Origin of the sequence: Streptomyces sp. Tu6071 (genome assembly GCF_000213055.1) — a bacterium.
GTDB classification, from domain to species: Bacteria; Actinomycetota; Actinomycetes; order Streptomycetales; family Streptomycetaceae; genus Streptomyces; species Streptomyces evansiae.
In genome coordinates, this window is record NZ_CM001165.1 from 3,403,038 (window position 1) to 3,427,846 (window position 24,809).

General features: G+C 73.7%; 17 protein-coding genes and 1 pseudogene. 3 read left to right on the forward strand and 15 right to left on the reverse strand.

Annotation, left to right across the window (positions count from 1 at the left end; translation table 11 throughout):
- Positions 1-35: 35 nt before the first annotated feature.
- The 7 genes from tmk to bldG form a co-directional block, all read right to left on the reverse strand.
- Entirely contained in the window at positions 36-3,620 is a 3,585-nt protein-coding gene (gene tmk, locus STTU_RS13990; protein ID WP_420713554.1) for a dTMP kinase, read from the reverse strand.
- Between the two features lie 388 nt (positions 3,621-4,008).
- The gene (gene topA, locus STTU_RS13995) at positions 4,009-6,882 is read right to left on the reverse strand and encodes a type I DNA topoisomerase (protein ID WP_007823869.1); all 2,874 of its coding nucleotides are present in this window, start codon (positions 6,880-6,882) and stop codon (positions 4,009-4,011) included.
- A 441-nt stretch (positions 6,883-7,323) separates the two neighbouring features.
- A complete protein-coding gene (locus tag STTU_RS14000) occupies positions 7,324-7,542 on the reverse strand; it encodes a hypothetical protein (RefSeq protein ID WP_010290503.1) in 219 nt (72 codons plus the stop codon).
- A gap of 529 nt (positions 7,543-8,071) precedes the next feature.
- Positions 8,072-9,694 (reverse strand): DUF7059 domain-containing protein, encoded by a 1,623-nt coding sequence (locus STTU_RS14005; RefSeq protein ID WP_007823871.1) that lies wholly within the window; start codon positions 9,692-9,694, stop codon positions 8,072-8,074.
- Between the two features lie 255 nt (positions 9,695-9,949).
- A complete protein-coding gene (locus STTU_RS14010; protein ID WP_007823873.1) occupies positions 9,950-10,531 on the reverse strand; it encodes a hypothetical protein in 582 nt (193 codons plus the stop codon).
- Between the two features lie 491 nt (positions 10,532-11,022).
- Positions 11,023-11,478, reverse strand: coding sequence for an ATP-binding protein (locus tag STTU_RS14015; RefSeq protein WP_007823874.1), 456 nt, complete (start codon positions 11,476-11,478; stop codon positions 11,023-11,025).
- Positions 11,479-11,584: 106 nt separating this feature from the next.
- Positions 11,585-11,938 (reverse strand): anti-sigma factor antagonist BldG, encoded by a 354-nt coding sequence (bldG, locus tag STTU_RS14020; RefSeq protein ID WP_007823876.1) that lies wholly within the window; start codon positions 11,936-11,938, stop codon positions 11,585-11,587.
- Between the two features lie 81 nt (positions 11,939-12,019).
- On the opposite strand from bldG, the gene STTU_RS14025 reads away from it, so the two are divergent.
- The gene (locus tag STTU_RS14025) at positions 12,020-14,533 is read left to right on the forward strand and encodes a DEAD/DEAH box helicase (protein ID WP_029397179.1); all 2,514 of its coding nucleotides are present in this window, start codon (positions 12,020-12,022) and stop codon (positions 14,531-14,533) included.
- Here the strand turns inward: STTU_RS14025 and STTU_RS33035 are convergent.
- From STTU_RS33035 to ssd, 7 genes and pseudogenes are all read right to left on the reverse strand, one after another.
- Entirely contained in the window at positions 14,451-14,873 is a 423-nt protein-coding gene (locus STTU_RS33035; protein ID WP_324607885.1) for an Rv3654c family TadE-like protein, read from the reverse strand. The genes STTU_RS14025 and STTU_RS33035 overlap by 83 nt on opposite strands.
- Complete coding sequence (locus STTU_RS14030; RefSeq protein ID WP_199785021.1) at positions 14,870-15,310, reverse strand: TadE family type IV pilus minor pilin; 441 nt, start codon at positions 15,308-15,310, stop codon at positions 14,870-14,872. The genes STTU_RS33035 and STTU_RS14030 overlap by 4 nt, the downstream gene beginning before the upstream one ends.
- A complete protein-coding gene (locus STTU_RS35400; RefSeq protein ID WP_007823888.1) occupies positions 15,303-15,956 on the reverse strand; it encodes a DUF4244 domain-containing protein in 654 nt (217 codons plus the stop codon). The genes STTU_RS14030 and STTU_RS35400 overlap by 8 nt, the downstream gene beginning before the upstream one ends.
- Before the next feature lie 446 nt (positions 15,957-16,402).
- Positions 16,403-17,227: a type II secretion system F family protein gene (locus STTU_RS14040; RefSeq protein ID WP_043255161.1), complete on the reverse strand. Its 825-nt coding sequence runs from the start codon at positions 17,225-17,227 to the stop codon at positions 16,403-16,405.
- Positions 17,224-18,141 carry a type II secretion system F family protein gene (locus tag STTU_RS14045; RefSeq protein ID WP_043255164.1) on the reverse strand — a complete coding sequence of 306 codons (918 nt, stop codon included), beginning with the start codon at positions 18,139-18,141 and terminating at the stop codon, positions 17,224-17,226. Before STTU_RS14045 ends, STTU_RS14040 begins: the two co-directional genes overlap by 4 nt.
- On the reverse strand, positions 18,138-19,310 hold the full coding sequence (locus STTU_RS14050; RefSeq protein ID WP_043255166.1) for a TadA family conjugal transfer-associated ATPase: 1,173 nt from the start codon (positions 19,308-19,310) through the stop codon (positions 18,138-18,140). The genes STTU_RS14045 and STTU_RS14050 overlap by 4 nt, the downstream gene beginning before the upstream one ends.
- 365 nt (positions 19,311-19,675) lie before the next feature.
- Positions 19,676-20,764 (reverse strand): annotated as a pseudogene (gene ssd, locus STTU_RS14055) (septum site-determining protein Ssd); the annotation flags it as partial.
- A 725-nt stretch (positions 20,765-21,489) separates the two neighbouring features.
- Here ssd and STTU_RS14060 point away from each other — a divergent pair.
- Positions 21,490-22,320 (forward strand): HAD family hydrolase, encoded by an 831-nt coding sequence (locus tag STTU_RS14060; RefSeq protein ID WP_007823897.1) that lies wholly within the window; start codon positions 21,490-21,492, stop codon positions 22,318-22,320.
- A 92-nt stretch (positions 22,321-22,412) separates the two neighbouring features.
- Here the strand turns inward: STTU_RS14060 and STTU_RS14065 are convergent, their stop codons facing one another.
- Entirely contained in the window at positions 22,413-23,237 is an 825-nt protein-coding gene (locus tag STTU_RS14065; protein ID WP_043255168.1) for a hypothetical protein, read from the reverse strand.
- 101 nt (positions 23,238-23,338) lie between these two features.
- On the opposite strand from STTU_RS14065, the gene STTU_RS14070 reads away from it, so the two are divergent.
- A complete protein-coding gene (locus STTU_RS14070) occupies positions 23,339-24,370 on the forward strand; it encodes an ATP-binding protein (protein ID WP_007823899.1) in 1,032 nt (343 codons plus the stop codon).
- Positions 24,371-24,809 lie beyond the last annotated feature (439 nt).

Consider the following 24,809-nt stretch of genomic DNA (forward strand, 5'->3'; position numbering starts at 1 on the left):
GCGGTGCGGGGGCGCGCCCCCGCCCCCCGGCGCCATCAGTCCTTCCGCCCGCGCCCACCCCACCCACGACGCTTCCGCTCCTTCTCCCCGGAGGCCGGACCGGAACCGGAGTCGGGCCCCGCCTCAGCACCGGCACCGGACCCCGGCCTCTCCCGGGGTTCGTACCGCGCCCCGAGGAGTTCGTCCGCGAGGGTCGGCAGGTCGTCGAGCGGTGTCTCCTCGGCCCACGCCGGACGGGGGCGGCGGCGCGGGACGCCGGTCTCGTCCACCTGGGGCAGCTCGCGCGTACGGTCGTCGGGGCCGAGCCCGCCGGGGGGCGGGCCGGGACGCTCGTCGCGGAAGAAACCGGGCGGGACCCTGTCCGCAGGGTTGTCCGCCGGGCCCTGCGGGGCACCGCCGGAGGCGGCGGCTCCGGACTCCCGGTACTGCGGCAGCACCGTCGTCTCGTCCTCGACCCCGTCCCGCCCCGCGTCCGCCGACTCCCGGTACTGCGGCAGCACGGTCGTCTCATCCTCGACGCCGTCCCGCCCGGCGTCTGCCGACTCCCGGTACTGCGGCAGCACCGTCGTCTCGTCCTCGGCACCGGGACGGACGACCGGCGTGGTCATCGTCGTGTCCTGGTCGCCCGCCGCGAAGCGAGCGCCGCCGGAGCTCGGCCCCTCGCCCTCGTCCGCCCGCGACCCGTCGTCCGCCCGCGACTCCTCGTCCCGTACCGCATCGGACTTGTGGAAGCTGACGACCGGCGTCGGCACCGTCGTCTCGTTGTCGGGCGCGTCACCAGCGGAACCGGCCGAACCCCCGGGCCCACCGGAACCGCCCGAACCACCGACCCCCCGCGCAGCCCGCTCGGCGGCTTCCCGCTCAGCCCGCTCAGCGGCCTCCCGCTCCGCCGCCTCGCGCGCCCTGCGCTCCTCGGCCTCCCGCTCCTCGGCCTCCCGGGCCGCGGCCCGTTCCTCCGCCTCGCGGGCCTCGCGGGCCGCCGCTTCCTGCTCCTCCGCGAGCTTCCGCGCCCGCTCGGCGCGCAGCAGGGCCTCCTCGGCCTTGCGCTGCTTCTCGACGCGGCGCTGCTCGGCCTCCTCGCGCAGCCGCTTCTCCTCAGCGGCCTGCTTGCGGAGTCGTTCCTGCTCGGCCTCGCGGGCCGCTTCCTCCGCCTCGCGCTTGCGCTGCTCCTCCTCGGCGCGGCGGCGTTCCTCCTCCTCGCGCTGGCGGGCCTCCTCCTCGCGGCGCAGCTCCTCCTGCCGCCGGGCCTCCTCCAGTTCGCGGCGCTTGCGTTCCTCCTGCTCGGCGCGGAGCTTCGCGAGCTGTTCCTGCCGCTCGCGCTCCTGGCGCTCCTCCTCGGCCTTGCGCGCGGCCTCTTCCTCGGCCTTGCGCCTGGCCTCCTCCTCGGCGGCCTTGCGCGCCTCCTCCTGGGCCTTGATCTCGGCCTCGGAGAGGGGAAGGAGCTGGTCGAGGCGGTGCCGCACGGTCCGCGTGACGGACTCGGGCTCCTGCGCCCCGTCGACCACGAGGTACCGCTCGGGCGCGGCGGCGGCGAGGGTGAGGAATCCGGCCCGTACTCGCGCGTGGAACTCGGCGGGCTCGGACTCCAGGCGGTCCGGCGCCTCGGTGAAGCGTTCGCGCGCGGCCTCGGGGGCAACGTCGAGGAGCACCGTCAGGTTCGGTACGAGTCCGCCGGTCGCCCAGCGGGAGATCCGCGCGATCTCGACGGGCGAGAGGTCGCGGCCCGCGCCCTGGTAGGCGACGGAGGAGTCGATGTACCGGTCGGTGATGACGATCGCGCCGCGTTCGAGCGCGGGGCGTACGACGGTGTCGACGTGCTCCGCGCGGTCGGCCGCGTACAGCAGCGCCTCGGCGCGGTGCGAGAGCCCGGCGCTGGAGACGTCGAGGAGGATCGAGCGCAGCCGCTTGCCGACCGGCGTCGCGCCCGGCTCGCGGGTGAGGACGACCTCGTGGCCCTTGGCCCTGATCCACTCGGCGAGCGCCTCGGCCTGCGTCGACTTGCCGGCGCCGTCGCCCCCTTCGAGGGCGAGGAAGAAACCGGTCGTCGTCGCCGCCTGCTCGGGCTCCCCGCCGCGCAGCGCCTCCCGCAGATCGCGGCGCAGCGGCACTCCGCTGCGGTCGTCGGTCTTGGCGAGGACGAGCGCGGCGACCGGGAGGAGCAGCGCGCCGACGAGCATCAGGGTGTACGCGGCCCCGGCGTGGTCGAAGGTGAACTTGCCGTTCTCGACGCGGTGCGGGCCGATGAAGGCGGCGACGACCGGGGCGGCGACGGCGGCGAGCGCGGCGGTCACGCGTGCCACGGTCTGGAGGTGCTCGGTCGTACGGGCCCGGCGGGGTTCCTCGGTCTCCTGGTCGAGCAGCGCGTGCGCCGTATTGGCGGAGACACCGGCCGCGAGACCGGCGAGCAGCAGGAGCAGCAGGACCGTGGTGATGTCGGGGACGAGCCCGGCGATCAGCAGCGAGAGCCCGGCGAGCGCGATCGCGAGCGCGAGCAGGCGGCGCCGCGAGAGCGCGGGCAGCACGGAGCGCGCGCCGCGGATGCCGAGGGCGGTGCCACCGGCGAGCGCGAGCACGAAGAGGCCGTACGCGACGGGGCCGCCCCCGAGGTCGGCCGCGTGCAGCACGGCGACGCCCACGGCGGCGGCGACGGCACCGGCGACCGCCGCGCCCGCGCCGACGAGAGCGGGCACAGCGCCCGTACGCCCCTTGTCACGCGCTCCGCCGTCCTCGGCCCCGGCCGTCCGGGGGCGGCGCAGGCCCTCCAGCGGGGAGCGCGGGCGCGGCGTGCGTCCGCCGGGCAGTTCGAGCGCCGAGACCACGGAGAGCGAGGCGGCGAAGAAGCCGGCGGCGACGTACGAGGCGAGCGCGGCCTGGTGCAGCGCGAACCAGTCGAGGCCCGCGCCGAGCAGGTTCCCGACGAGGGTGACGACAAGGAGGGTGAGCGCCGCCGCCGGGATGGCGAGGAAGTTCGTACGCACCGACAGTGTGCGCAGGGCGCGCAGGTGGTCGGGGAGCGGGCGCACCGCGTCGCCCTCGACCGGTGGCGCGGGCAGCAGCGCGGGCGCCGCGCTCTCGCGGCACACCGTCCACAGCCGCTCCGCGAGACCGGCGACGAACACGGTGACGAGGAGGAGCGCGAGCGCGTTGTCCGGGGTCCAGTCGATCCACAGCGGGGCCACGATGAGCAGCGCGGCCCGCACGCCGTCGGCGGCGGTCATGGTCCAGCGCCGGTCGAGCGGCCCCTCGGGCGCCGTGAGGGCCGTGAGCGGGCCGAGCAGCACGGCGCCGAAGAGCAGCGTGGCGACGAGGCGCGCGCCGACGACGGCCGCGACCGCGAGGGCCGCGCCGCGGTACCCGCCGCCGAAGCTGTCCTGGAGCACGGCGGACTGGAGCACGAGCACGACGAGCACGAGCAGCGCGAGGACATCGCCCACGCCGCCCACGAACTGGGCGCTCCACAGCCGCTTGAGGGGCTGCGAGCGCAGCAACGCGCGGACGGCGCGCTCACGGGAGTCCGCGACCAGGGCGCTGTCCGAGGTCGGGCTCTCCGAGGTCGCGCTGCCCGACGTCGCGTGGTCTGAGGTCCGGGCGGCGTCCGCCTCCTGCTCGGCTCGCATCATTCGGCCAGCCTATCGGCCGGATCGGACATTCCGTGGCCACGCCCGAACATACGTCCCCTCACCGGCACGCCTTCTTCTCCTTCCGCAGGGGGCCGGGGTTCCGTGATCAACCCCGCGTCGTGCCCGTACCCACCTCAGCACCGCCAAACAACCGCGCCACAGGTCCCGGCGAAAGCCCGCACGCACGGCGAAGGCCGGGCGGCTCTTCGCAGCCGGCCCGGCACGCACGGCGAGGGCCGGACAGCAGTTCGCCGTCCGGCCCTCGCCGCGTCACTCGCCTCGCGGGAATCACTCCGCGGGGATCACGGAGATCACTCCACAGGGATCACGGGAATCACTCCGCGGGAATCACGAGGATCACTCCGTGGAGAACTCTCCGCCGGGAATCTCACTCCCCGCCATCGCCCCCGTCGCCGCCCGCACCCGATCGCGCGCCCGCCGCCGCCTTCTTGGCGGTGGTCGTCTTCGCGGCCGTCTTCTTCGCGGTCGTCGTCTTCTTCGCCGCCGTCTTCTTGGCCGCGGTCTTCTTCGCCGCGCCCGTCGTGGCCGTCTTCTTCGCGGGTGCCTTCTTGGCGGCCTTCTTCGCGGTCTTCTTCGCCGGGCCCTTCGCGCGCTTCTCGGCGAGCAGCTCGTAGCCGCGCTCCGGCGTGAGCTCCTCGACGCTGTCGGAGGCGCGCAGCGTCGCGTTGGTCTCGCCGTCGGTCACGTACGCGCCGAAGCGGCCGTCCTTGACGACGACGGGCTTGCCGCTCACCGGGTCCTCGCCCAGCTCCTTGAGCGGCGGTTTCGCGGCGGCGCGCCCGCGCTGCTTGGGCTGCGCGTAGATCGCGAGCGCCTCGTCGAGGGTGATGTCGAAGATCTGGTCCTCGGTCTGGAGCGACCGCGAGTCCGTGCCGCGCTTGAGGTACGGGCCGTAGCGGCCGTTCTGCGCGGTGATCTCGACGCCCTCGGGGTCGGCGCCGACGACGCGCGGCAGCGACATGAGCTTGAGCGCGTCCTGGAGCGTCACCGTGTCGAGGGTCATCGACTTGAAGAGCGAGGCGGTGCGCGGCTTGATCGCGTTCTTGCCGGTCTTCGGGGTGCCCTCGGGGAGGATCTCGGTCACGTAGGGGCCGTAGCGGCCGTTCTTCGCGACGATCTCGCGGCCCGTCTCCGGGTCCGTGCCCAGCTCGAAGTCGCCGCTCGGCTTCGCGAGCTGCTCCTCCGCGAACTCCACGGTCAGCTCGTCGGGCGCGAGGTCGCTGGGGATGTCGGCGTGCTGGTACTCCTCGGTGCCCTTCTCGCCGCGCTCGACGTAGGGCCCGTACCGCCCGACGCGCAGCACGATGCCGTCGCCGACCGGGAAGGAGGAGATCTCGCGCGCGTCGATCGCGCCGAGGTCGGTCACGAGTTCCTTGAGGCCGCCGAGGTGGTCGCCGTCGCCGTTGCCCGCCGCGGCGGCCGCGCCGCTGCCCGCGCCGTCCCCGTCGCCCTCACCGAAGTAGAAGCGGCGCAGCCACGGCACCGCCTGCGCCTCACCGCGTGCGATGCGGTCGAGGTCGTCCTCCATCTTCGCCGTGAAGTCGTAGTCGACGAGCCGCCCGAAGTGGCGCTCCAGGAGGTTGACGACGGCGAAGGAGAGGAAGGACGGGACGAGCGCGGTGCCCTTCTTGAAGACGTAGCCGCGGTCGAGGATCGTGCCGAGGATCGAGGCGTACGTGGAGGGGCGTCCGATCTCGCGCTCCTCCAGCTCCTTGACCAGGCTCGCCTCGGTGTAGCGGGCGGGCGGCTTGGTGGCGTGCCCGTCGGCCGTCAGCTCCTCGGCGCTCAGCGGATCGCCCTCGGCGACCTGCGGCAGGCGCCGCTCGCGGTCGTCCAGCTCCGCGTTCGGGTCGTCGGCGCCTTCGACGTACGCCTTGAGGAAGCCGTGGAAGGTGATCGTCTTGCCGGAGGCGGAGAACTCGGCGTCGCGGCCGTCGCTCGCCGTGCCGCCGAGGCGGACGGTGACGCTGTTGCCGGTCGCGTCCTTCATCTGCGAGGCGACGGTGCGCTTCCAGATCAGCTCGTAGAGGCGGAACTGGTCGCCGGTCAGGCCGGTCTCGGCGGGCGTGCGGAAACGATCCCCCGAGGGGCGGATCGCCTCGTGCGCCTCCTGCGCGTTCTTGACCTTCCCGGCGTACGTACGCGGCTTCTCCGGGAGGTAGTCGGCGCCGTACAACTGCGTGACCTGGGCGCGCGCGGCGGAGATCGCCGTGTCGGAGAGCGTCGTGGAGTCCGTACGCATGTAGGTGATGAAGCCGTTCTCGTACAGCTTCTGCGCGACCTGCATCGTCGCCTTCGCGCCGAAGCCGAGCTTGCGGCTCGCCTCCTGCTGGAGGGTCGTGGTGCGGAAGGGCGCGTACGGGGAGCGGCGGTACGGCTTCGACTCGACGGAGCGCACGGCGAAGCTCGCCTCGGCGAGGGCGCTCGCGAGGGTGCGTGCGGCCTGCTCGTCGAGGTGGAGGACGTCCGACTTGAGCCGGCCGCTCGCGTCGAAGTCCCTGCCCTGCGCGACGCGCTTGCCGTCCACGGTGTTCAGGCGCGCGACGACGGTGGACGGGTCGCTCGCGTCGCCGGTACGACCGGTGCCGAAGGTGCCGGTCAGGTCCCAGTACGCGGCCGAACGGAACGCGATGCGCTCGCGTTCCCGCTCGACGACGAGCCGCGTCGCGACGGACTGGACACGCCCGGCCGACAGGCCCGACATGACCTTCTTCCACAGCACGGGGGAGACCTCGTAGCCGTAGAGCCGGTCGAGGATGCGGCGGGTCTCCTGGGCGTCGACGAGCTTCTGGTTCAGCTCGCGCGGGTTGGCGACGGCGGCGCGGATCGCGTCCTTGGTGATCTCGTGGAAGACCATCCGGTGGACGGGGATCTTCGGCTTGAGGACCTCTTGGAGGTGCCAGGCGATCGCCTCGCCCTCCCGGTCCTCATCGGTGGCGAGGAAGAGTTCGTCGGACTCGCGCAGCAGGTCCTTGAGCTTCTTGACCTGCGACTTCTTGTCCGCGTTGACGACGTAGACGGGCTGGAAGTCGTGCTCCACGTCGACCCCGAGGCGGCGCGTCTCGCCGGTGTACTTCTCCGGGACCTCGGCGGCACCGCTGGGGAGGTCGCGGATGTGCCCGACGCTCGCTTCGACGATGTAGCCGGGGCCCAGGTAGCCCTTGATCGTCTTCGCCTTGGCGGGCGACTCGACGATGACGAGTCGGCGACCGCCGTTCGCGGTCTCGCTGGTCGGGGACAACGTGGCTCTTCTCTCCGGTCGAGGCTCAAGGTCCGCGGGACGTGAAGACGTGCCCGGGGCCGGGCCACAGGGGACCCGACGCCTCCCACACTCCTGCGGGTGGGTGACTGCTGACGCTGCGGAGTGTGACGGTACCTCCCGCCCCCGTGTCAAACGGGAAAAGCCCGCAACGGCCACTCGAACGGTAACCCGACTACCGCCATTCCTGCCGCCCGGACCACCTCTCAGCCGTTTCGCACGGAGTGCGGTGATACGGGCCGTCCTGGTTCCGTCGCAGGTGGGAGGGGGTGCGGGTGCCTCCGGCGGTACGCGTACGGGGGGCCCTCACGAGCGGGACCCCGCCCGGACCGCCCGCTCCCCCGCCCCCGGGCGGACCTTCCCACGCCCGGCTCGGCCCCCTCTACGACAACGGCGGTACGCCCGTCCCCCGCCCCATCCGCTTCAGATCCGCCCGAAGCACCAGAGCCCGAGGCCGAGACTGCTCACCGAGAACAGCAGCGCGAGCGCCGCGGCGGTTCCCGTCCTGGCTCCCTCGGCGACCGGCACCCCGAGAGCGATTCGCACACAGGTCCACACGAGCAGGCAGCCCCCGAAAAGCAGGAACACCGCCCCGGCGAAGACCGCCGGCAGGTTCTCCGTGACCGCATCGACCCTGTCCATCCGGCCGTCCGCCTCCCCCGGCGCCGTACCCGGCACCCCCGCGGGCCGGTCCGACCCCGGGCCCTCTGTTGCGGGAAGGCTGGCAGCGGGTCGCTTCGTCCACACGAACCCCAGGTGAACTCGGGGACACCACGAGACGACGAGGGGCTGGGGATGGGGGGCGCGCGGGGCGGGGGGTGCGGGGCGCGCTGGGGGTGCGGGGCGGGAGGCGCTGGAGCGCGGGGGGTGCGGGGCGCTGGGCGCTCGGGCGCGGGGCGGCTGGCCGGAGCGTGCCGGACCGGGCTTGTGGCCGGGGGCTGGGGCTGGGAGCGTCCGGGCCGGGGCGCGAGGGTGCGGGAGCAGGGGCGGGACGTATGGGGCCGAGGGCCGGGGCGTGCGAGGTGGAGAGCCGGGCATGCGCTGCCCGCCCGGCCGTGGGCACAGCCCGCCACGCGCTCCGCCCCGTCCCGTCCCGTACGCACGAGAGCCGCCCGGCCCCGCCCGCCGCGGCCCACCCGGCCCGTACGAGAGCCCGTCCCGCCCCGTTCGCTCAGCGCACGCCCGGCTGCTCCTCCTCCCCCGCCTCGCCCGTCCCGCTCAGTCCCACCGGGTACAGGAAGCCCTGCTCGACCAGGAGGCGGATCTGGGCCGGAGTCCGGTCCCGGAGCAGCACCGGGTCCTCCTCCACGAGCTGGGCGATCGCGTCGAGGATCGCGCCCGCGCTGAGCGTGCCGTCGCACACGCCCGCGAAGCCCGCGCCGATCGTGTCGACCCTCGTCGCTCGGCGCATCCCGCGGTGCTGGCGCAGCACCACGTACTCCGGGTTCTCCGCGCCCGGCTGCCCGATCTGCTCCTGCACCACCTCGGCGGCGAGCCGAAAGTGGTCGGCGAGGAGCGCCGCGTCGTCGTGCGTACGGAGATAGTCGAGGCGGGCGAAGTGCGCGCGGACCTCGGGCCCGAGTGGCTGCTCGACCGGGTGCGGCCACTCCTCGATCGTCACGGAGGGCTCGGCGGCCGTCGTACGGCGCAGCGTGATCCAGCCGAAGCCGATCGCGGTGGTGCCGCGCGCCGCGAAGGAATCGAGCCATTCCTCGTACCGCCGCGTGTACTCCGCGCTCCCCTCCTTGTGGTCCCCCGCATCCCGCAACCACAGCTCCGCGTACTGCGTGACGTCCTGCACCTCGCGCTGCACGAACCAGGCGTCGCAGCCGGCCGGGACCCAGTCGCGCACCCGCTCGGTCCACGTCTCGCCGTCGACGTGCTCCCAGTTGGCGAGGAACTGCGCGTACCCGCCCTCATTGAGCCGCTCGCCCGCCGAGGAGACCAGCTCGCGGCAGAGGCCGTCGCCCTCCCGGCCGCCGTCGCGGTAGGTGAGCCGGGCGCCCGGTGAGATGACGAAGGGGGGATTGGAGAGGACGAGGTCGAAGGTCTCCGTCCCGACCGGCTCGAAGAGCGAGCCCGCGAGGAGGCGCGCGGGCTTCGCTCCGGAGAGGGCGAGGGTGAGCGCGGCGAAGACGAGCGCACGCGGGTTGAGGTCGGTGGCGGTGAGGCGGGCGGCGTGCGGTGAGGCGTGCAGGGCCTGGATGCCGGAGCCCGTACCGAGATCGAGAACGCTGCCGACCGGGGTGCGCACGGTGAGCCCGGCGAGGGTGGTCGAGGCGCCGCCGACGCCCAGGACGACGCCCTCCGCGCGCTTGCCGATCCCGCCGGCCCCGCCCACGGCGCAGCCCAGGTCGGAGACGACGTACCAGTCCTCGTCCTCGGGACCGCCGTACGGACGCACGTCGACGGTGGCGCGCAGCTCGCCCCCGCCGTCCTCGCGCAGCCAGTCGCACTCCGCCGCCGCTGCCACCAGCTCCTCGCCGAGCACCGCCACGAGCGCCGCGCGGGTCACGCCGCGCTGGAGGAGGAAGAGCCGCACGAGCGTCGCGACAGGACCGGCGGCGCGGGTGGCGCGCAGGGCCGGCACGGTCTCGCCGCGCGCGAGGGCCGCGTACGCGGGAGCGCCCAGCAGGTCGAGCAGTCCGTCCGCGGTGAACTCGGCCTTGCGCAGCGCTTCCCGCAGCAGGCCCGCGACCTCGGCGCCTCTGCCCTCGTGGGCGGGCAGGCTCTCGGCGCCGGGCAGTGGCTCGGCGGGGTCGTGGGGGCTCGCGTTCGTGGAAGTGGTGCTCACCCGTCCATTGTGACGGGCCCCACTGACAACAGACGGCACGGCCTCACCCGAACCGGGCGCCCGCGACTCCCGCCTTCCGCGCTCGGGACGCACGCCCTCCGGGCGCACGCCCCCGGGCTGAGGCGTTTCGGGCGGGAGGCACGCCGGGCTGGCGCCCAGGCCCGAGGCGTTCCGTGTTGAGGCCCCCCAGGGCTCAGGCACTCCGGGGTGAGGCACCCCGCCTGAAGCGCCCCGCCCGCGCGAGGCGGCGCGGACTCACGTGGACGGCGAGGCGTTCGGCACCGAGGGCGAGGGCGACGCCTTCTGGCAGTTCTTCTGGTTCTTCATCGCCTTCGCGACATCGCCGGACTGAAGCTTGTTGAGCGCGGCGTTGCTGCCCTGCGAGATCTTGGCGAGCTGCGCGGCCACGTCCTTGAGCCCGTCGGCGAACTTCGCCTGGTTGCTCGTGTCGAGCCCGTCGACGGTCTTCTTGAGCCGCGCGTACGAGGCAGAGCTGGCGTTCAGCTCCCTGACCACGTCCTTCTTGGTGTCCTCGCCGTTGTCCACCGGCGGCGCGCCCGCCTTGTCGAGGGACTGGGCCAAGCCCTTGTACGCGGTCGAGAGGTCCTGGAACGCCTTCGAGTCGGTCTTCTGGACCTCGGCCGGCTTGCTCGTGTCGGCCGTCTGCTTGTCGATCGCAGCGGTGGCCGAGTTGATCTTGTCGACATCGGGCTTGATGTCGCCACAGAAGGTCTTGGCCCAGTCGTTGACCTTGGCGTCGTTGTCATCGCCGCATCCCGACAGGGCCAGCAGCAGCACCGCACCGCCGGACAGTGCGCACACGAATTTCTTGCTCAACGGATCGGTCCCTCCATGGCTGTCGGCCCCGGAACTTACACGGGGCCGAGGAAGAGCCTGCTCGATCTTCGAGAAGTTCGCGGCTTATTGCGCCATTTGCCCCACGGGAGAGATGACTCACGGCATACTGCGCGGAATCGTGGGCTCAGCAGCACGAGGGGGCCAGCCGAATACCTTCGCGCATCCCCGCGGGCGTCCCTGGTCGGCGTCTGCGGAGGACGGGGCGGGCGACACCGGGCGCGTCCGTACGACGCGAGAGGGTCCGTCCGGCGCCGGGCCCTCGGCACGAGACCGGGCCCGTCGGCACGAAACGGGCCGCGTCGGCCGAGACCGAGCGCGCACGCCGAACACGGGCACGCCCCCCTGCACGGCGCGCCCGGATAGTAGGGCAGGAACGATCCAGCAAACGAGTACACGAAAGCCCGGCGCGGACCCGAAGAGCCCGGCCAGGGCCAGTGCACAGATGAATCGTTCAGGCGCGGCGGGAATCGTCAGACGACGGGGTTCCCGCTGTCCGCGAGGACGCCCGGTTTCGCCGGCCACGTCATCCGCAGACGGCCGCCGTTCTCGCCCGTGGTGACTTCCACGTCGTCGACGAGTCCGCTGATCACCGCGAGGCCCATCTCGTCCTCGCCCTCGGTGTCCACCTCGTCGTCGCGGATCATCGCGCCGGGGGTGGCATCCGTCACCGAGGCATGCGGGGCCTGGTCGACGACCTCGATGGAGAACTGGTTCTCCGCCTCGATCAGCCGCACGCTCACCGGCTCGGTCACCCCGTGGTTGCGGTGCAGACCCACGGCGCGCGTGCACGCCTCGCCCACGGCGAGCCGTACCTCGTCGAGTACGGCCTCGTCGACACCGGAGCGACGTGCCACCGATGCCGCCACCAGCCGGGCCGTCCTGACGTGCGCGGGCAGCGCGCTGAAGCGGAGTTCGACGGTGGCCATGCGGTCCCCCTCAGACGTACGAACGTGCCTGCGGGCGCGTCGAGGGGAAGCCTCGGCGGCGACCCGCCTCCGGCCCCGGGCCCTGCGGCCCGGGGCGGAGCGGAACTCAGTCGGTGGCCGCGACGGCTTCCTCGACCGAGGTGTGAATGGGGAAGACCTTCGTCAGGCCCGTGATTCGGAAGATCTTGAGAATGCGCTCCTGATTGCACACGAGACGGAGCGAGCCCTCATGAGCCCGGACACGCTTGAGGCCACCCACCAGGACGCCGAGACCGGTGGAGTCGAGGAAGTCGACCCCTTCCATGTCGACCACCAGGTGGAAATTGCCGTCGTTCACCAGCTCCACGAGCTGCTCACGCAGCTTGGGAGCGGTGTAAACGTCGATTTCGCCGCCAACCTCGACGACCGTACGGTCGCCACCGGGGCCGGACACATTGCGAGTCGACAGGGACAGGTCCACTGATCCTCCAGCACCTTGCTATCGAGCGGTCGTCCCTCGGGACACCTCGGCCTGAGCCCCCGGGACGGTTCGCCAGCCGCCATGGCATTCAATCACTTACCGGTACGCGCGCACGACGCCTTCAGAGCATTGTCCGCCGCGCCAGTGACACACTCGATGTCGATGGCCACGTACTCCACGACCGGCCGGCCCCCTCGGGGCACGGCCGCACAGCACTCTCCCCGAGCCGTTCTGGACCGTCTCGCCGGGGGGTCGAGCCGCGCTGAGCGCATCACTCATACGGAGCACCTGCCCCCACGTCCGGCGAGCTATGCCGTCTGGCCGCATCAGGTTCGGCCGGAAGTGATCGCCGCCGTGCAGGAGGCCGGCATCGAACACCCGTGGTCGCACCAGGCCCGTGCGGCCGAGCACGCCCTGAACGGCGAGTCCGTCGTGGTCTCGACCGGCACCGCCTCCGGCAAGTCGCTCGGCTATCTCGTCCCTGTCCTCTCCACCCTCCTCGACGGCTCCGAGGCCCCCAACGGGCGTGGCGCCACCGCTCTGTACCTGGCCCCGACGAAGGCGCTCGCCGCCGACCAACGGCGCGCCGTGCGCGAACTCGCCGCCCCGCTCGGCCGCGCCGTGCGCCCCGCCGTCTACGACGGAGACACCCCCGTCGAGGAACGCGAGTGGGTCCGCCAGTACGCGAACTACGTCCTGACCAACCCCGACATGCTCCACCGGGGCATCCTGCCCTCGCACCCGCGCTGGTCCTCCTTCCTGCGCGCGCTCAAGTACGTCGTCATCGACGAGTGCCACGTCTACCGTGGCGTCTTCGGCTCCCACGTGGCCCAGGTCCTGCGCCGGCTGCGCAGGCTCTGCGCCCGGTACGGCTCCGAGCCCGTCTTCCTCCTCGCCTCCGCCACCGCCGCCGAACCGGCCCTCGCCGGACAGCGGCTCACGGGACTGCCGATCGCCGAGGTCGCCGAGGACGGCTCCCCGCGCGGCGAGGTCGTCTTCGCCCTCTGGGAGCCCCCGCTCACCGAACTCCAGGGCGAGAAGGGCGCGCCCGTCCGCCGCACCGCGACCGCCGAGACCGCCGACCTCCTCACCGACCTCACACTCCAGGGTGTGAGATCCGTCGCTTTCGTACGCTCCCGGCGCGGCGCCGAGCTGATCTCCGTCATCGCCAAGGAGCGCCTGGCCGACCGGGACCGGAGCCTCGCGTCCCGCGTCGCCGCCTACCGCGGCGGCTACCTCGCCGAGGAACGCCGCGCCCTGGAACGCGCCCTGCACTCCGGCGAGCTCCTCGGCCTCGCCGCCACCACGGCCCTCGAACTCGGCGTCGACGTGGCCGGTCTCGACGCCGTCCTCATCGCCGGCTACCCCGGCACGCGCGCCTCTCTGTGGCAGCAGGCGGGACGCGCGGGCCGTACGGGGCAGGGCGCCCTCGCCGTCCTGGTCGCCCGCGACGACCCGCTGGACACCTTCCTCGTCCACCACCCCGAAGCGATCTTCGACCAGCCGGTCGAGTCCACCGTCCTCGACCCGGACAACCCCTACGTCCTCGCCCCGCACCTGTGCGCGGCAGCCGCCGAGCTGCCCCTGACCGGGCAGGACAGGGACCTGTTCGGCCCGGCGACCGCCGAGCTGCTCCCGCAGCTGGAGGCCGCCAAGCTGCTGCGCCGCCGCGGCCTGTCCTGGTATTGGACCCGCAAGGAGCGTGCCGCCGACCTCACGGACATCCGCGGCGAGGGCGGCCCCCCGGTGCAGATCGTCGAGGAGGGCACGGGCCGCCTGCTCGGCACCGTCGACGCCTCCGCCTCGCACACGACCGTCCACGAGGGCGCCGTCCACCTCCACCAGGGCCGCACTTACCAGGTGCGTACCTTCGATCTCGACGCGAACGTCGCCCTCGTCGAGGAGGCGTCACCCCCGTACACGACAGTCGCCCGTGACACCACCTCCGTTTCCGTCCTGGAGACCGATCGCTCGATCCCCTGGGGCGAGGGCCGCCTGTGCTTCGGCTCGGTCGAGGTGACCCACCAGGTCGTCTCCTACCTGCGCCGCCGGCTCCTGACCGGTGAGGTCCTCGGCGAGACGAAACTCGACCTGCCGCCGCGCCACCTGCGGACCCGCGCCGTGTGGTGGACCGTCACCGAGGACCAGCTCGACGCAGCCGTCGTCCACCCCCAGCAACTCGGCGGCGCCCTCCACGCCGCCGAACACGCCTCCATCGGTCTCCTTCCGCTCTTCGCCACCTGCGACCGCTGGGACATCGGCGGAGTCTCCGTACCGCTCCACCCCGACACCCTGCTGCCCACCGTCTTCGTCTACGACGGCCACCCCGGCGGCGCCGGCTTCGCCGAACGCGCCTTCGCCACCGCCCGCGAGTGGCTCACCGCGACGCGCGAGGCCATCGCCGCCTGCGAGTGCGACTCCGGCTGCCCCTCCTGCGTCCAGTCGCCCAAGTGCGGCAACGGCAACGAGCCCCTCCACAAACGCGCTGCCGTCCGCCTCCTCACCGAACTCCTCAAGGGCGCCCCCGACGCGGCTCCGTCGCCGCAGACCCGCCCGGCGCCAGTGCCCCGACCGGCGGCCCCGCCCGCGCCCTGACTCTCACCGTCCACGGCCCGACGGACCCCACCGAGGTGACATCCGCGTACCGGCCGCGCAGCCTGCACCCGGCGAGCCGCCCGCCTTGCGCCCCGGCCACCCGCCCGGCCGCGCCGCAGGCCGCGTCCGTCCCGCCCACCCACGAGTCCGCCGCCGCCAGCGCTCCCAGGTCGGCGACCTGGGCGGCCCGGTGCCTGGCGAGCACCACCTGCCCGCAGGCGAGGACACCGCCGAAGAGGACCCCGAGCATGGCGAGTACCGCGACGGCCCACACCGTCGCCGCCCCTCGGTCCCCCGCACCCCGGCCGTCCCCCGCCCACGTCCTGCCCACAGGATTCACGAGGCCAACTCCCCCGCGCCGACAACCTCTTCGGCGAGCGCTACGGCGGAGGAGCCAAGTCGCACCCCGAGCCCGCCGGGCCCCGGCGCCTCCGCCGTGACCTTCACCCGTACGAGGTCCCCCTCGCGCTCGACCCGCACCCGCGCGCCATCCGGCGCCACCTTCCGGGCCGTCGCCACCGTCCTCGCCTCGGGGTCCTGCCGGGCGGCGGACCGGGCGCCGGCACCGGCGGCGTCCACGCACCGCACCTGCGCCGCCGCCGCGAACAGCGCCCACACGAGGGCGAGCGTCACCGCCACGAGAAGAGGCAGAACCACCGCCGATTCCACCGTCACCGTCCCCTCGTCGCCCCCGCGCCCGGCGAAACGGCCGAGCGAGCGACGCCCCCGGGCGGCGGCCCGCACCGCACACCGCCCGGCACCGCGCCCCTCACCCATGGAGCGCCTTCATCACCGCCGCCTGCAGGGCCGATTGCACCGCCCCGCCCGTGACAACCTTGTAGAGCACCGTGGCGAGCCCCACGGCAGCGAGCAGCGCGACGGCGTACTCGGCGGTCGCCATCCCGAGATCGCCGCGCTCCCGCACCTCCTTCGTCGCCTGCCGGAGGGTCCAGCGGATGCGCCGCCGCATCAGTTCCCGCCGCGCCGCGTCCCTGCGGTGGTACCGGGAGAAGTCCGCGCCCCTCTCCACGGCGGACCGCTGACGATCGAGCACTTCCGCCCGGCGCCGCGCCCGCACCAGCGCCGCCCCGGCCCGCGCCGCCCCCGCGCCACGTTCCGCGTCCACCGGCAGGGAACCGGTCTTCGCCTCCTCCGCCCCGACAGCCTCCGCCGCGCCGCCATCAGCCGACCCCGGACCCGCAGGCTTCGACGCGCGCGTGCCGGGCGCAAGGGCACTACCGGCCGCGCCCCGCCCCGATCCCGTTCGCCGCTTGCGCCCACCGGCCTTCGTCTTCCGGCGACCAGCACCAGCCACCACGCGCGCGGCCCCCGGCAGATCGCTCGGCGTCGCGGAAGCGCCCGCCTCCGCAGGATCGCCAACCGCTGCGGAGACGTTGACCTCCACCGAGCCCACCGGTTCCACGGAACCACTCTCCTTCGCGGGGCGTGCCGGGCGGTCCTCCCTCGGGTGCCCCTCTCCCACGGCATTGCCCGCCCGGCGAGGGCTCAGCGCCGTGCACCCCGGCGTCCGCTCGCCACCGGGCCGAGGCGCCGCGCCTGCCACCCGCTGATCGCCTGTCCGGCTATCCCCCGCCCGGTGACCGTCCGGAGCGCCCCGCTCGCGCGCACCGGCAGCGAGAGCGCGGCAGCCACGAGCGATGACGAGGCGCTCCTCCCTCACTTCTTGGCGAGCCCTGCCCCTGGCGGCGGTCGTGCCCCGCTTCCTGCCGGGGGTGGTTCCGCGCGCCCCAGCGCCCTTCGCCCGCGTCCCGCGTGCAGCCTTCACGTTGTTCCCCATCACGTACTCCTTGGTTTTCATTCCGCCTCGGCGGGTTCTCGCCCCACCGAGCTGTCCGTCGTCGCCCTTGCTCAGCGGCGCGTCAACTCCCCCGCCAGCCCCAGCAGCACGGGCGCCACCCCGAGAAGTAGGAAGGCCGGCAGGAAGCAGAGGCCGAGCGGCGCCGTCACGAGCACCCCGGCCCGCCGAGCCGCCGCGGTGGCGCCGCGCGCCCAGCGGGCGCGGCAGTCCGCCGCAAGCGCCAGGGCCGGTCCCGCGACCGGCGCGCCGGAGACCGTGGCGCGCTGGAGCAGGCCCGCGAGCCCGCCCGCCCCGGGCAACGAGCCGAACAGGGCCCAGGCCCGCTCCGGTTCTCCGCCCAGCCGGATCTCCGCCGCGACGTGCCGCAACCGCTCCCCGACCAGCTCGTCGAGCGAGGCGCCTACCGCCTCCGCCGCTTCCACCGGCCCCGCCCCCGCCGCCACGCAGGCGGCGAGGAGGTCCGCCGCGAGCGGCAGATCGGCCGGAGTCCCTTCCTCCCGCCGCCGTGGTCGCCGAAAGTTCCTCGGCGGCCCACCGTCTTCGGACGCGCTCCTCGACCGGCGTACGTCGTCAGCACGCATCCACCGGTGCACGACGCAGGCCACCGTGAACCCGCAGGCCGCCCCCGGCGTACCGCCGACCAGCGACCACACGGCGCACCCCGCTCCCACAACGCTCACCCACCGCCGCGCCGCGGCAGGCTCCGCCCGAATGCCCGTGCGGAGCGGAGAGCCACCCCACGCCGCGCCGAACAGCCGCCGCCCACGGCCCCGTACCACCGCTCGCCGGCGGCGGGCGAGGAGCGTCGCCGGGAGAAGGAGCAGCGTCAGCGCCCACAACGCGATCCCCATCCTGTGGACGGCCTCCGCGTTCACCGCGCCACCCCCGCCCCGCGCTGTGCCTGCCGTACGAGCCACAGGCACCACCACACGCCGGCGGCCTCCAGCCCGCTCCCGATCACAAGGCACACGAACCCCGGCGCCGAGCCGAACAGCACGCGCAGCGGTGCCGCGCCGACCGCCGATCCCAGGAGCAGTCCGAGGAGCGGCAACGCGGCCAACAGCCCCGCCGTCGCGCGCGCTCCGCTCAGCTGCGCGAGGAGGTCCGCGCGCTGGTCCCGGTCGGCGAGGAGCGCGCGCTCCAGTCGCTCCAGGCCGACCGCGAGCCCGGCTCCGCGGTCGAGCGCCACGCGCCAGCAGGCGGCCAGGCCGACCAGCCCTTCGGCGCCCGGCACGCGCGCCGCCTGGCGCAGTGCCGCCGGAACGTCTCCGCCGAAGCGAGCCGCCGCGAGGATGTCCGCCCGAGCCGGGCCTAGCTCGCCGCAGGCGTTCACCGTGTGGGCCAGGGCCTCGGCCGGTCCGCTACCGGCGCGTACCTCGCCGGCCAGGAGTCCGCACAGCACCACCACCGCGTCCGCTCGTGCGGCCCGCGCGCGGGCCTCCGCGCGGGTGCGACGCACGCGACGCACGACTGGCCAGGCGGGCAGCGCCAGCACCAGCGGGACGAAGGAGCCCGCCAGCAGTGCCACCGCCGCCGCCCCCGGCGGACACCACCACTCCGGGCGCCACCCGGCCCGCAGTCGCGCGAGCGCGCGTCGCCACGCCTCGGGCGGCTCCTGCCCTGTGCCGCCGGTCAGCAGCGCCCTGGCCCTCGCGGTGCCCGGCCGCCCGACCCGGCGTACGACCACCAGGCCCGCCACTGCCAGCACGAGCGCCCAGGCGGGTGATCCGAGCACCCCGAGGCATCCGGGCGCCGCTTCCGCGAGCGCCGCCCAGGAGTGCCCGCTCATGACGCCAGCTCCTGGCCCCGTTCGCGCAGCAACTCCCTGAGCCGGGGCCAGCCTTCCTCACGTACAAAGGCTTCCTCACCCCAGCGCAGCGCGGGCACCGTCGTGACGAGCCCGGCCGGGTCGCGCGCGAACACCCGGATCTCGGCGATCCTGCGCCGCCCCGCACTGTCCCTGGCCAGGTGCAGGACCACGGAGAGCGCGGCGGCCACCTGGCTGTGCAGCGCGGCCCGGTCGAGCCCGGCAGCGGTCCCGAGCGCCTCCAGGCGGGCCGGAACATCAGAGGCCGTATTGGCGTGGACGGTGCAACAACCGCCTTCGTGGCCTGTGTTGAGAGCGGCGAGGAGGTGTACGACCTCGGCGCCGCGCACTTCGCCGACCACGAGCCGGTCGGGCCGCATTCGCAGCGCCTGCCGGACGAGGTCCTGGAGCGTGACGCGCCCCGCGCCCTCCTGGTTGGCGGGCCTCGTCTCCAGCCGCACGACGTGGGGGTGGGCGGGCCTCAGCTCGGCGGAGTCCTCGGCCAGCACGAGGCGCTCCGTCGGCCCCGCGAGGCCGAGCAACGCGCTGAGCAGCGTCGTCTTGCCTGTACCCGTACCGCCACTGACCAGGAAGGAGAGCCGTCCGGCGACGAGCGCGCGCAGGACGGTGTCCCCGCCGGGCGGGATCGTGCCGGCCGCCGTCAGTTCGGCCAGGGTGAAGGCGCGGGGGCGCACGACCCGCAAGGACAGGCACGCGGAGCCGACCGCGACCGGGGGCAGCACGGCGTGCAGGCGTGTCCCGTCGGGCAGGCGCGCGTCCACCCAGGGGTGGGCGTCGTCGAGGCGGCGGCCGGCGACGGCGGCGAGGCGCTGCGCGAGCCGCCGTACCGCCGCGGCGTCCGCGAAGCGCACACCGCTCAGCTCAAGGCCGCCGCCGCGCTCCACCCAGACCCGGTCCGGCGCGGAGACCAGGACGTCCGTCACCTCCGGGTCGGCGAGCAGCGGTTCGAGCGGTCCGGCGCCGATGAGTTCACATCGCAGGAGGTGCGTGAAGCGCAGCACCTCGCTGTCGCCCAGCACGCCCCCCTGCTCCCGGACGGCGAGCGCGACCTTGGCCGGGGTGGGTTCGGCGCCGCGCTCGGCGAGCCAGCGGCGCACGCCGTCGAGGAGCCCTTCGGCGGTGGCGATCACCGGCGTGCTCCCGCCTCGCGCACAGCGGCCCGGTAGGCGAGCGCCGCCTGCTCGTCCGCCGCGTACTCCCGCGCGCCTCGCGAGCCCGACGTCGTGCATGAGGGCCGTGCGAGACGAGGCGGGCGGCTTCCCTCGGGCCAGGCCCCGACGGGGCGGCGGCCGAGCACACGCGTACCGCTCCCGAACCCCCACGCTTCGGCCGTACGCTGCGCGGCGCCGCTGTCGCGTGGTCCCGCGGGGGCGGGGAGTGCGGCCTCCGGGCCGCCCGGTGGCGTGGGGCGTTCCCGGCGGGCGCTCCGGGCGTGGGTGCCCCGTACGCCTTTGCGTCCTCGGCCGCGCCGGGACGTTCCCTGCTGCGGTGGCGCGGCCTCGTCCCAGAAGTCCTGGCAGAAGCGGGCGAGCGGGCCACGCGAGCCGGGCGGCTGCCCAGTGGCCTGTGCGCGCACCAGGCCGCCCTCCCAGGGCACTTCGCCGACGAAGGGCAGCCCGAGCAGCCGCACCATTTCCGCCGTGTCCAGTGCGGTGGCCACGGGGACGGGCGGCGCGGAGACGAGAAGCCGGACGTCGGGCGTCAGGGCGCCGAGGCTCGCGGCGACCTTGCGCGCCGAAGCGAGGGCACGCAGTTCCTTGGGGACGAGGAGCAGTACGAGGTCGAGCTGGCGCAGTACCTCCGCCACGTCCGCGTCGCAGCGGCGCGGCAGGTCGACGACGACGGCTCCGCCCCGGCGTCGTCCGGCCGCGAGGACCGCGCGTACCGCCTCGGGCGGGATGCCGGGGGTCTCCCCCCGGTCCCAGCTGAGGACGCGCAGACCGTGCACGGCGGGCAGGGACTCCTCCAGCGCGCTGCCGCTCAACCGGCCCCGGGAGCGTGCGAAGTCTGGCCACCGTAGGCCGTTCTGGCGCTCGGCGCCGAGGACGACGTCGATGCCACCGCCCCAGGCGTCGGCGTCCACGAGGAGCGTCTTCCTGTTGTCGGCCGCCGAGGAAAGCGCCAGGGCGCAGGCGAGCGTCGAGGCGCCCGCACCGCCACGGCCCCCGATGACGCCGACGGTGAGGGCGGGTCCCGCGGTCCCTCCCTCAGCCACCTCGGAGACTTCGGCGAGCCGGTCGGTGAGCCATTCCTCCGCGTCGGGCAGCACGAGCACGTGCTCAGCGCCCCGCTCCACCGCGTGCCGCCAGACGCCGGGCCCGGTGACAGGGACGCGGCTCAGCACCAGAAGCCCGGGTCTGCGGTTCACTCCTGAGAGGCGAGGCAGTACGTCGGTGCCGAGCAGGACGAGAGGAGGCGCCTCCCAGTCCCCGCGCCGCTCGGGCGCCGTGTGACGCACTTCGGGCAGGACGCCCGCCGCGGCGCACAACCGCAGCACGTCATCAAGGAGTTCGGGGTCCTCGGTGATGACGAGCGGCCCCGGCGGGCGCCCCTCCTTCACCTCCGTACCGGAGACACTCGCCATCGGCTTCCCGCGCGGCATCCGGGCCGTGCTCCCCGGCGCGAAGTACCCGGGCCTTGTCCCGTCCCGCCCCGCGCCTGCTCGTACCCCTTCGCGCCTTCCCCCGTGCACACCCATCACTTCCGCTTCCCTTCGGTCGTCTTTGCCGTCCGCGCGCGGGATCCGCCCCGCTGACCGGCCTGCCGCGCATATGCGCGCACCGCGAAATGAAGCGCTTCGTCGACGAGGAAGACCCCCGTGACGGCCTGCGCGTTCTTCGCGAACGCATTAAGGCTTGCAGAGGGCGTGGAGGCATTGAGCAGCCGACGGCAAATCTGTGGATAACTCAGGGGAAGTGGATATTCCCGTCACTCATTCCGGTGACGAGAGTGGGAGAAGTACCGAAGTTATCCACAGATTTCAGCTCGATGCGGCCGAGCGACCACGGACCGTGACAGGCTGTGCATCACGAGCACTCGACCGCACCGGCGGCCGGGGCAGGAGCACGTCGTGCACGGAGGGGGTGAAGCTGATGGCGAGTCGGACATACCGCATCAAAAGACCGCAGACATGCGACGACCCCCGCCGGGGGGGGAGAGCGGGGGTCGTCTTCCACGGCCGACTCGGGGGGGGGGAGGAGTCGGGCCGTGTTGGACACGGTCGCGAACGATCCGTGACTTCCATGGTGTACCCGAGGGTCCTCTCAGGCAAACCCGTACGCGCTGCCTTACGCCGAATGGAGGGCGCCTATGCTCGGCCCCGTGGAAAACCACTCCTTGCCGCGCACGGCCGCCTTCTTCGATCTCGACAAGACCGTCATTGCGAAGTCGAGCACACTCACGTTCAGCAAGTCCTTCTATCAAGGCGGACTGATCAACCGCAGGGCCGCTCTGCGAACGGCGTACACGCAGTTCGTCTTCCTCGTGGGCGGCGCCGACCACGACCAGATGGAGCGGATGCGCTCTTATCTCTCCTCCCTGTGTCGCGGCTGGAACGTGCGGCAGGTCAAGGAGATCGTGGCCGAGACCCTGCACGACCTCATCGACCCGATCATCTACGACGAGGCGGCGTCCCTCATCGAGGAGCACCACGCGGCCGGGCGCGACGTGGTGATCGTCTCCACCTCGGGCGCCGAAGTGGTGGAGCCGATCGGCGAGTTGCTGGGTGCCGACCGGGTCGTCGCGACCCGCATGGTGGTGGGTGAGGACGGGTGCTACACGGGCGAAGTGGAGTACTACGCCTACGGCCCCACCAAGGCCGAGGCGGTGAAGGAACTGGCGGCGACCGAGGGCTACGACCTGGCCCGCTGCTACGCCTACAGCGACTCGGCGACCGACCTGCCGATGCTGGAGGCGGTGGGACACCCGGCCGCCGTCAACCCCGACCGCACGCTGCGGAAGGAGGCACAGGCCCGTGAGTGGCCAGTACTGGATTTCCACCGTCCGGTACGGCTCAAGCAGCGCCTGCCGAGGTTCCGGCCGCCCACGCCGGCGCTCCTCGCCGCGGCGGCGTTCGGCGCCGTCGCCGCCGCGGGGCTGGTCTGGTACTCCAGCCGCCGCCGCTCGCTCACGAGCAGCTGAGCCGCCCCCGCTCGTGATCCCCCCGAGCCCTCGCACCGACAGCGGGTGCCAGGAGGCCGTCGCCGACGGCTCACCCACTCGGGGAGGGCGCTTCAGGCAGCCCCGCGCTGAAGCGCCTCGCACACGGCGGTGGACTCGCGCGCGCCGAGTTCCACCGCACGCGCACAGTGCCGGATCCAGCCGGCCACACCCGCCGGGGCGCCGGTCACGTATCCGGCCAGGGCTCGGGAGTATTCCTCGGCTCCCAGCTCCGCGTGACCCACCTCGGCGGGGCACACCGCCTTCGGGTCGAGGCCCGAGCCGACCAGCACGATGCGCTCGGCGGCGCGCGCGACCAGTCCGTTGCGTGTCGTGAAAGGTCGCAGGGCGAGGAGTTCGCCGTGCACGATCGCGGCGACGACCAGGGCCGGCGCCTTGGAGCCGGAGGCAAGCAGGGCGGTCAGCCCCTCCAGCCTGGCCGCGGTCTCGGCGGCGTCAGGGAGGGCGAGCCCGAGATCGCGGTCCTGGACGCCCTCGCCCGCCACCCGGGGCCGCCCCACCTCGGGGGCCTCCTTGGCCTCGGCCACCACGTGCAGCCGGGCCAGTACACGCATGGGCGACTGGCCCCATACAGAGAGGAGTTGTCCCGCCTCGGCGCTCAGCCGCAGCGCCGCGCCCACCGTGCGCGCCTCGAGCTCCGAGCCGAAGTCGGTGCGGCGGCGCACCTCCTCCAGCGCCCAGTCGGCCCCGTCGAGCGCGGCGGAGGCGCGAGCGCCCCGTAGGGCGGCCTCGGAGCTGATCTCGTTGCTGCGGCGCCGCATGACGCGGTGGGCGTAGACCCGGTCCACGGCGGTGCGGACGGATTCGACCGCCTCGGGCACCCCCGGCAGGTCCGCGAGGGCGGCGAACGGGTCGGCGCCCGCTGCTGTCGTACTCATGAGTACGACCCTACGCATTCGGCGGGCGCGCCCCTCGAAGGAGTGGTGTTCTTCACGCGGATTGGACACGGGGCGCCACGACCTCTCTACGCTTGGTGAATATGAAGATCGCTTTCGTAGGGAAGGGCGGCAGCGGCAAGACGACCCTGGCCGCACTCTTCGTTCGTCACCTCGCGCGGACGGGCGCCCCCGTCCTGGCCGTGGACGCCGACATCAATCAGCACCTCGGCGTGGCCCTCGGCCTGGCCGAGGAGGAGGCCGCCCAGCTGCCTGCGATGGGCGTGCGCCTTCCGCTCATCAAGGAGTACCTGCGGGGGAGCAACCCCCGTATCGCCTCGGTGGACACCATGATCAAGACGACGCCGCCGGGAGCCGGTTCGCGTCTGCTGCGGGTGGCGGAGGCGAACCCGGTGCACGACGCCTGCGCACGCCGGGTGGAGCTGGACGGGGCGGACGCCCGGCTCATGGTCACGGGGGCGTTCACCGAGGCGGATCTCGGGGTGGCCTGCTACCACTCGAAGGTCGGGGCGGTGGAGCTGTACCTGAACCACCTCGTCGACGGGCGGGACGAGTACGTGGTGGTGGACATGACCGCCGGAGCGGACTCCTTCGCCTCCGGTCTGTTCACCCGCTTCGACATGACCTTCCTGGTGGCGGAGCCCACCCGGCGGGGCGTGTCGGTGTACCGCCAGTACAAGGAGTACGCACGGGACTTCGGGGTGGCGCTCCGCGTCGTGGGCAACAAGGTGGACGAGCCGGACGACCTCGCGTTCCTGCGGGACGAAGTCGGCGAAGACTTGCTGGTGACGGTCGGCAGGTCGGGGTGGGTGCGGGCGATGGAGAAGGGGCGCTCGGCGCCGTTCGGGGAGCTGGAGGAGGAGAACAGGGCGGCTCTGGCCAGTCTCCAAGGGTGCGCGGACGCCACGTACACGCGGCGGGACTGGGAGCGGTACACGCGGCAGATGGTGCACTTCCACCTGAAGAACGCGCGGAGCTGGGGCAACGACCGGACCGGGGCGAACCTCGCCTCGCAGGTCGACCCCGACTTCGTTCTGGACGAGAGCGGACGGAAGCGGAGTCCGGGCGGCTTGCGGCACGTGCTCGACCAGGACGCGATGACGGACGCGGTCTGAGGAGACGCGATCGGTGCGGGACGGCGCGCGGCGAGGACGGGGTCGACCGTCTCCGCTGTCCTCGCCCTGAGCGGGTGTGGTGACACGGGCGGGCGAACCGGGGGCGGCTCGTTGACGGCTTGGGGCTCCCCGAAGGAAGGGTCTGAGAGAGGCGCGAGGTTGACGTCCGCGAAGCGGGGCGACGGGCGGTGAGCCGGCGTTGACGGAGGCCGGTTCGCGGGGCCGGGGAGGGGCGCCCGGGTGCCTGGAGCCCTTGCGCGGCAGGGAATCCTGAGGGGTCGGGCGACGCGCCGTGGGGGTGGCGGGCCGGGGCTGACGGGGTGCCGGGCAGTCGGCGAAGGCGTGTGGGGGTGGGAGGCGCGGAGGGCGGCGAGGCGTACTGCGGGGATGGGTGGTCCGTGTAGCGTCCGGGCCACGGTCTGCGTCGTTCTCCCGAACC

Coding starts and splice junctions, on each gene's coding strand:
- STTU_RS14015 (WP_007823874.1), bottom strand. CDS start 11,478: ATGGCCACCGTCGAACTCCGCTTCAGCGCGCTGCCCGCGCACGTCAGG.
- STTU_RS14070 (WP_007823899.1), top strand. CDS start 23,339: ATGAAGATCGCTTTCGTAGGGAAGGGCGGCAGCGGCAAGACGACCCTG.
- STTU_RS14000 (WP_010290503.1), bottom strand. CDS start 7,542: ATGGACAGGGTCGATGCGGTCACGGAGAACCTGCCGGCGGTCTTCGCC.
- STTU_RS14060 (WP_007823897.1), top strand. CDS start 21,490: ATGCTCGGCCCCGTGGAAAACCACTCCTTGCCGCGCACGGCCGCCTTC.
- tmk (WP_420713554.1), bottom strand. CDS start 3,620: ATGATGCGAGCCGAGCAGGAGGCGGACGCCGCCCGGACCTCAGACCAC.
- STTU_RS14030 (WP_199785021.1), bottom strand. CDS start 15,310: ATGGGTGAGGGGCGCGGTGCCGGGCGGTGTGCGGTGCGGGCCGCCGCC.
- STTU_RS14065 (WP_043255168.1), bottom strand. CDS start 23,237: ATGAGTACGACAGCAGCGGGCGCCGACCCGTTCGCCGCCCTCGCGGAC.
- STTU_RS14025 (WP_029397179.1), top strand. CDS start 12,020: ATGGCATTCAATCACTTACCGGTACGCGCGCACGACGCCTTCAGAGCA.
- STTU_RS14045 (WP_043255164.1), bottom strand. CDS start 18,141: ATGAGCGGGCACTCCTGGGCGGCGCTCGCGGAAGCGGCGCCCGGATGC.